This window comes from Streptomyces prunicolor NBRC 13075 (assembly GCF_000367365.1).
GTDB classification, from domain to species: Bacteria; Actinomycetota; Actinomycetes; order Streptomycetales; family Streptomycetaceae; genus Streptomyces; species Streptomyces prunicolor.
Map to the genome: position 1 here is coordinate 70,332 of NZ_BARF01000007.1, position 7,445 is coordinate 77,776.

General features: G+C 69.5%; 5 protein-coding genes. 2 read left to right on the forward strand and 3 right to left on the reverse strand.

The features are described 5' to 3' along the window. Positions 1-106: 106 nt before the first annotated feature. Positions 107-1,066: a C40 family peptidase gene (locus SPR02S_RS03935; protein ID WP_019055620.1), complete on the reverse strand. Its 960-nt coding sequence runs from the start codon at positions 1,064-1,066 to the stop codon at positions 107-109. Positions 1,067-1,350: 284 nt separating this feature from the next. Here SPR02S_RS03935 and pcrA point away from each other — a divergent pair, with 284 nt between their 5' ends. Beyond that, positions 1,351-3,852 (forward strand): DNA helicase PcrA, encoded by a 2,502-nt coding sequence (gene pcrA / locus SPR02S_RS03940; RefSeq protein ID WP_019055621.1) that lies wholly within the window; start codon positions 1,351-1,353, stop codon positions 3,850-3,852. A gap of 82 nt (positions 3,853-3,934) precedes the next feature. Here the strand turns inward: pcrA and SPR02S_RS03945 are convergent, their stop codons facing one another. Together SPR02S_RS03945 and SPR02S_RS03950 are read right to left on the reverse strand one after the other, a co-directional pair. Further along, positions 3,935-5,476 carry a M23 family metallopeptidase gene (locus SPR02S_RS03945; RefSeq protein ID WP_019055622.1) on the reverse strand — a complete coding sequence of 514 codons (1,542 nt, stop codon included), beginning with the start codon at positions 5,474-5,476 and terminating at the stop codon, positions 3,935-3,937. Positions 5,477-5,715: 239 nt separating this feature from the next. Next, entirely contained in the window at positions 5,716-6,618 is a 903-nt protein-coding gene (locus tag SPR02S_RS03950; RefSeq protein WP_019055623.1) for an esterase/lipase family protein, read from the reverse strand. A gap of 379 nt (positions 6,619-6,997) precedes the next feature. On the opposite strand from SPR02S_RS03950, the gene icmB reads away from it, so the two are divergent. Continuing rightward, positions 6,998-7,423, forward strand: coding sequence for a coenzyme B12-dependent isobutyryl CoA mutase small subunit (gene icmB, locus SPR02S_RS03955; protein ID WP_019055624.1), 426 nt, complete (start codon positions 6,998-7,000; stop codon positions 7,421-7,423). Positions 7,424-7,445: the final 22 nt, after the last annotated feature.

Genomic DNA, 7,445 nt, shown 5'->3' on the forward strand with positions numbered 1-7,445 from the left:
AGCCGCCCTGGTGCGGACGAAGGGCCACGCACGCGTGGAGGTCAAAAACACCTGCAACGCGTGCGTGGCGCTCGAAAACACCCTCACGCGCGCGTACGGACTCCGCTCAGACCGGTCGCACCACGCTGTGGATGAGCGCCGTGCCGTCGTGGTGGATCGACTCCTCGCGGACGTAGGCGCCGGGCTTCGGGGCGTGGATCATCGTGCCGTCGCCTACGTAGACACCGACGTGGCTGCTGTCGTCGTGGAAGAAGACCAGGTCGCCGGGTTGCGCGTCGGCCAGGGAGACTGTCGTGCCGGCGTCGGCCTGGTCGGTGGTGGCGCGCGGGAGGGTGAACCCGGCGGCCTTCCAGGCGGCCTGGGTGAGGCCCGAGCAGTCGTACGAGCCGGGACCGGCGGCGCCCCAGACGTACGGCTTGCCGACCTGGGCGCGGGCGAAGGCGACGGCCTTGGCCGCCTTGGTGGCGTACGAGGAGTCGGAAGGGGTGGCCTTCGCCGTTTCCGCCCGCTGCTTCGCGAGTGCCGCCGCCTGGGCCGCGGCCTCCTGCCGCTGCTTCGGCCCGGTCGGCTGTGACAGCAGCTCGCGCGCGGTGGAGAGCTTCTTCTGGACGGTTGCCTTGGCCGTCCTCAGGTCGCTCCGCGTGCCGTCGGGGGTCTGGAGGCTCTCGGTCGTCTCGTGACGCACCGCGTTCTTCTGGCGGCTGGTCAGCCGGCTCATCAGCTGGGCCTGCTCGAAGTAGTCCGGCGGGGTGTCCGGGAGCAGGAAGGTCGAGGCGTCCGGGGCGGTGGCCTCGGCGCGGTACTGCGCGGCGGTGAATGAACTCAGCCGCTCCCGCACGGAGTTGAGCCGCTGCGCGCGCCTCGCCACGTCGCCCAGGAGGCTGTCCGCGCGCTTGCGCTGCTTGGCCGCGTCGTACGTCTCGGTCGCCGACTCCGCCCGCCGGTAGAGGTCATCGATCTTCTTCTCGACCTCTCCGGGACTCCGATCGCCGTCGTCGGCGGCGGGGGTCCATATGCCTGCGATGCGCGAGCCCGCGGAACGCGGCTTGCGGTGCGACGACGCCAAAGGAGGCGACTCCTTCCAGATGGTGCCCTACGGTCCGTGCCACGAAAGGGAGTTGGACCGGTTCACCCCAGGTCGGCGGGGGCGTGCGGCTTGAACGCACGCTAGCCAATTCGTGTGGCTTGTGTGAAGGTTGATGTTCGATATGCCCGACATGTCTCAGCGACCTCGATCACGTGCGAGACCGGCCATCGCTGATCGTGATCGACCGGTTCTGGTCCGTGAATTTTCCCGAGTTCCTGGGGTGGCGGCCGGTTGTCAGTGCGGCGCCCTAAACTCGGAGAGCGATGAGCAGCCTCTTTGACGACAGCTTCCTGGCGGATCTCCAGGCCCCTCGGGCCCATGAGGGAGAGCCTCCGCCCCCGCCCGAGGACGAGCACGGACCGGAGCAGATTCCGGACGACCTGTTCGGCGGGAAGTTCGACGTGCCCGCGAGCAGAGACGCCCACTACCGGGACGGCGCCCCACGCCCCGTGGTCGACCCGGCCGCCCTCCTGGACGGGCTGAACGAGAACCAGCGCGCGGCCGTCGTCCACTCCGACACCCCGCTGCTCATCGTGGCCGGCGCCGGCTCCGGCAAGACCCGTGTGCTCACCCACCGCATCGCCTACCTCCTCGGCGAGCGCAACGTGCACCCCGGGCAGATCCTCGCGATCACCTTCACGAACAAGGCCGCGGGCGAGATGAAGGAGCGCGTCGAGCAACTCGTCGGCCCGCGCGCCAACGCGATGTGGGTGATGACCTTCCACAGCGCGTGCGTCCGCATCCTGCGCCGCGAGTCGAAGAAGCTCGGCTTCACGTCCTCGTTCTCGATCTACGACGCCGCCGACTCCAAGCGCCTCATGGCCCTGGTCTGCCGCGACCTGGACCTCGACCCGAAGCGCTTCCCCCCGAAGTCCTTCAGCGCCAAGATCTCGAACCTGAAGAACGAGCTGATCGACGAGGAGGACTTCGCCGCCCAGGCCGCCGACGGCTTCGAGAAGACCGTCGCCCAGGCCTACGCGATGTACCAGTCGCGGCTGCGCGAGGCCAACGCCCTCGACTTCGACGACCTGATCATGACGACGGTCAACCTGCTGCGCGCCTTCCCGGACGTCGCCGAGCACTACCGCCGCCGCTTCCGGCACGTCATGGTCGACGAGTACCAGGACACCAACCACGCGCAGTACGCGCTGGTGCGCGAGCTGGTCGGCACCTCCGAGCACCCGGTCGACGTCCCGCCCAGCGAACACGACCTGCCGCCCGCCGAGTTGTGCGTCGTGGGCGACGCCGACCAGTCGATCTACGCCTTCCGGGGTGCGACGATCCGGAACATCCTCCAGTTCGAGGAGGACTACCCGAACGCGACGACGATCCTCCTGGAGCAGAACTACCGCTCCACACAGACGATCCTGAGCGCCGCCAACGCGGTCATCGAGCGCAACGAGTCCCGCCGCCCCAAGAACCTGTGGACCAACGCGGGCGCGGGCGCGCAGATCACCGGCTATGTCGCGGACACCGAGCACGACGAGGTGCAGTTCGTCGCCGAGGAGATAGACCGTCTCACCGACGCGGGTGACGCGAAGGCCGGCGATGTCGCCGTCTTCTACCGGACGAACGCCCAGTCCCGTGTCTTCGAAGAGATCTTCATCCGCGTCGGCCTGCCCTACAAGGTCGTCGGCGGAGTCCGCTTCTACGAGCGCAAGGAGGTCCGGGACGTCCTGGCCTACCTCCGCGTGCTGGCCAACCCGGAGGACGCGGTCCCGCTGCGCCGCATCCTCAACGTCCCCAAGCGCGGCATCGGCGAGCGCGCCGAGGCGATGATCGACGCCCTCTCGCAGCGCGAGAAGATCAGCTTCCCGCAGGCGTTGAAGCGCGTCGACGAGGCCTACGGCATGGCCGCGCGGTCGACGAACGCGGTCAAGAAGTTCAACACGCTGATGGAGGACCTCCGTACGATCGTCGACTCCGGCGCGGGTCCGGCGACGGTCCTGGAGGCCATCCTCGAACGCACCGGCTATCTCGCCGAGTTGCAGGCGTCCACCGACCCGCAGGACGAGACCCGCATCGAGAACCTCCAGGAACTGGCAGCCGTAGCCCTGGAGTTTGAGCAGGAGAACAGTGGCGGGGAGGGCGAGAGTGAGACGCCCGTCGGGCTCGCGGCCTTCCTGGAGCGGGTGGCGCTGGTCGCCGACTCCGACCAGATCCCCGACGAGGACGAGGACGGCTCCGGAGTCATCACGCTGATGACCCTGCACACCGCCAAGGGCCTCGAATTCCCGGTCGTCTTCCTCACCGGCATGGAGGACGGCGTCTTCCCGCACATGCGCGCCCTCGGCCAGGCCAAGGAGCTGGAGGAGGAGCGGCGCCTCGCGTACGTGGGCATCACGCGCGCGCGTGAACGCCTTTACCTGACCCGCTCGTCGCTGCGCAGCGCCTGGGGACAGCCGTCGTACAACCCGCCCTCCCGCTTCCTGGAGGAGATCCCGGCGGCGCACGTGGAGTGGAAGCGGACCGGCGCGATGGCGGCCCCGCCGTCGACGGGTCCGGCCTCGGGCATCGCGTCCTCGCTGTCCTCGTCCCGCTCGCGCTCGTCGGCGTCGGGTGCCTCGGGCTTCGCCACCCGCCGCACCTCGGAGAAGCCGGTCGTGGCGCTGGCCGTCGGCGACCGGGTCACGCACGACCAGTTCGGGCTCGGCACGGTGGTCGGCGTGAAGGGCACGGGGGCGAACGCGGAGGCGACGGTCGACTTCGGGGAGCCCAAGCCGAAGCGGCTGCTACTGCGGTACGCGCCGGTGGAAAAGCTGTAACCCGTAAGGGAGTTGCCCTTAGCCGCCCTTAGTCGCCTCTAAAAGGGGCTGCCTGTAAGGGAGTTGGGGCGGCGGGAGCGGCTCAGGTCGGGTCGAGCCCGTGGCTGCGGAGCCACGGGAGCGGGTCGATCGCCGCACCGCCCGCCGGGCGCACCTCGAAGTGCAGGTGCGGGCCGGTGGAGTTGCCCGAGTTCCCGGAGTACGCGATCGGGTCGCCGGCCTTCACCGTCGTACCGGAGGCGACACGGTAGCTGGAGAGGTGGCAGTACCAGGTCTGCGTGCCGTCCTTCTCCGTGAGGATCAGCATGTTGCCGTAGGCGCTGTTCCACTTCGTGGAGACGACGCCGTCCGTCGCGGCCATCACCGAAGTGCCGTACGAGACCGGGAAGTCGATGCCCGTGTGCACGGACATCCAGTTGACGCCGGCCTGGCCGAAGTAGGCGCTGAGGCCCTTCTGCGTGACCGGCAGCACGTACTTGGGGCGCAGCCGCTCCTTGCGGGCCGCCTCCGCAGCGGCCTTCTTCTTCTCGGTCTCCTGCTGGGCCTTGAGGTCGATACGTTCCTGCGTACGGCTGGCCCGGTCGGCGAAGTCGTCGGCACCGGCCGACAGGCTCTTGATCTGGGCGTCCAGCTTGTTGTTCGCGACGGACGGCTTGACCGTGGTCGCGTCCGAGGCGGAGGCCGTGGTGTCACTGCCCCCGGTCAGCGTCCCGACGGACGCGGCGGCGATACCGGCGACACCCATCACACACGCGGACGGCACGGCGATGGTCATCAGCGCGGACCGCTTCGGGGGCGTACGACGCCGGGAACGGCTCCCGTTGCGGGCTGCGGCGCGCGAGCCGACGGGAGTCGCGGCCGGGGTGAACTCCTCCTGGTCGTCGAGGAGTTCAGGGTGCGGCTGGGCGGTGTCTTGTTCCGGCTCGGCCTCGTCGAGGGTGGGCATCTCACCGGTGGCGGTCAACTCGCCGTCTTCCGGGGCGGGTTCGTCGTACGTGCCCTCGTGCGTCCCGTCGTACGACGCCTGCTCGAAGGTGGTGGTCGCGTCGGCGGGGCTGCCGTCGGCGTTCCACTGCGTGGCGTCGTAGGCGCCGGTGTCGAAGTTCTGCGTGCCCCATTCCCACTGCTGGGTCTGGTCGGCGGGAGCGGCGGCAGGCGCCGAAGTGTCCGGCTGGAGCCAGGCGTTCGCGTCCCACTGCCCGCTGATGTCGGGGGCGCCGGTCTGCGGCGGGATGGCGGACAGCTGCTGGTAGTCGGCCGACCAGGCCGTGGTCTCGTAGGCGCCCGTGTCGTAGGCGGCGTGGTGCTGGGCCGCGTACGGGTCGTAGTTCAGGGTGTGTTGGGCACCTGTGGACCAGCCGGAGGAGTCGTACGCGCCGGTGGCCTGCGAAGCCATGGGGTGCGACCCGGTGTCGTGGGCGGGGCTGTGGCCGTTGCCCGGCATGTCGCCGAAGAGGGGGTCGGTGGCGAAGCTCGCGGTGGCCTGGGCGCCGTCCGCGCCCGGATGAAAACCCGTGGTGGTGTGGTCGCCGTACGTGGTGAAGTCACCGTACTGGGCGTCCTGCCCGCCGTACGACGCGTAGTGCGCCGAGGTGGCATCGGAAGCCGGGGCCGGGGTGGTCATGGTCCCCGACGGGTGACGATCGTTCACCAACTTCTCTATTCGCCTCGACAACAGGGGCTGCCAGAGCAGTGCGGTGGACTGTACCCGGCAGTATGCGGGCACGACAATCTTCGTCAGGTTTCGCGTCAGCCGGAAACGGGCATTCGGCCGTGTTTCGGGGGACGACGGGCACGGGTTTGGCCTTGGGTTCGAATAGCGTTCGATCTTCGTGAGGCTGTGAGCCCGCTGTCGGTGTCCGGTCAGGCCACGGTCAGGCCGCCGGCGCGGGTGTCCGTGTGGGCGTTGGTGTGGGCGGTGCTGTGGGTCGCGGCCGGGGTTTCCGACAGCGGGGTGTCGAGGGCCTGGCGGATGCCGGTCGCGACGGCCGGGTGGACCGGCAGAGCGAGGTGGCCGATGCCGCTGACCTGGACGTTCTGGGCGATCAGGTCGGGGTGGTCGATGCAGGCGGTCTCCAGCGGCTCCATCAGGTGATCCAGATCGCTCCAGAAACTGACGAAGTGCGTACGGCAGCCGGGCGCGGGGCGGGTCAGTTCCTCGATCACCGCCGAGTCGGGACGCATCTGGCGGACGATCGGGTGGGCGTTGGCCAGCGGGGCGACGGCGGTGCCGGAGTGCGGGGTGCCGAGCGTCACGAGCGTGCGGACCCGCAGGTCACCGCCGAGTCGCTGCACGTAGTAGCGCGCGATCAGCCCGCCGAGACTGTGCCCGACGATGTCGACCTCCCGGCTGCCGGTGCGCTCGCAGATCTCCTCGATGTGCCGGCCGAGCAGCTCCGCCGCGGTGCGGATGTCGCAGGTCAGCGGCGAGTAGTTCAGGGACTCGACCTGCCGGCGGCCGTGCTGGGCCAGGGAACGGCGCAGCAGCACGAACACCGAGCGGTTGTCGATGAACCCGTGCAACAGCACCACCGGGGGCTTCGCCTCGGTCGGCAGCTGGGTCGCGTCCTGGGGCGAGGGCGGCTCGGGCAGGGGGCCCCGGCGTTCCTGGGCCATGCCGGAGGGATAGAGGAGAAGGTGGCCCGCGAGGATCACGACCTCCAGGGCGGTCGCTTTCAGGAGGGTCATCGAGAGGCCCGCCAGCCTGCTGGGCAGGAGGCGCTGACAGAGGGGGAGAAAGGGCAGTGCAGCCCCGGTGACCTTCATGGCCGACCTCCTGTCGGCACACGGAACGACAGCTCCGTCCCCCGTGTGCCCTCGTGGGAGGCCACGGCGAGGAATCACCGACGGTGCGGCGAGGGGTGCGCGCGGCGTACCCCTCGTGCCTGTGCCGATGCGCCGTACCACCGCGCCGCGCGGCCTGCGGCGCGGCGGTACGGCGACCTCGTTGCGGCTCCCGTTGCGCTTGTTCCCGCTGGAACGCTGCGCGGCGAACGTGTCCCATCGTGTGATTTCCCCCTCGGTATCCGCCGCGAAACTGCCGGTTGCGGGATGCTGGAGATAACGTTCGTTCACTTCCCGCACTGAAGCGGGTACCGCGGTACCCGTGGGTAGGGATGAACGCAGTCGCTTCATGGAGGCAGTGATGGGTGTGGCAGCCGGTCCGATCCGCGTGGTGGTGGCCAAGCCGGGACTCGACGGCCACGATCGCGGGGCCAAGGTGATCGCGCGGGCGCTGCGCGACGCCGGTATGGAGGTCATCTACACCGGCCTCCACCAGACCCCCGACCAGATCGTCGACACCGCGATCCAGGAGGACGCCGACGCGATCGGCCTCTCCATCCTCTCCGGCGCCCACAACACCCTCTTCGCCGCGGTCATCGACCTCCTCAAGCAGCGCGAGGCGGAGGACATCCTCGTCTTCGGCGGCGGAATCATCCCCGAGGCGGACATCGCCCCGCTCAAGGAGAAGGGCGTCGCGGAGATCTTCACGCCCGGGGCGACCACGCAGTCGATCGTGGACTGGGTGCGGGCGAACGTACGACAGGGCTCCGCTACTGGACACCGGTGACATTTCAGCCCGTCCGGCGTTT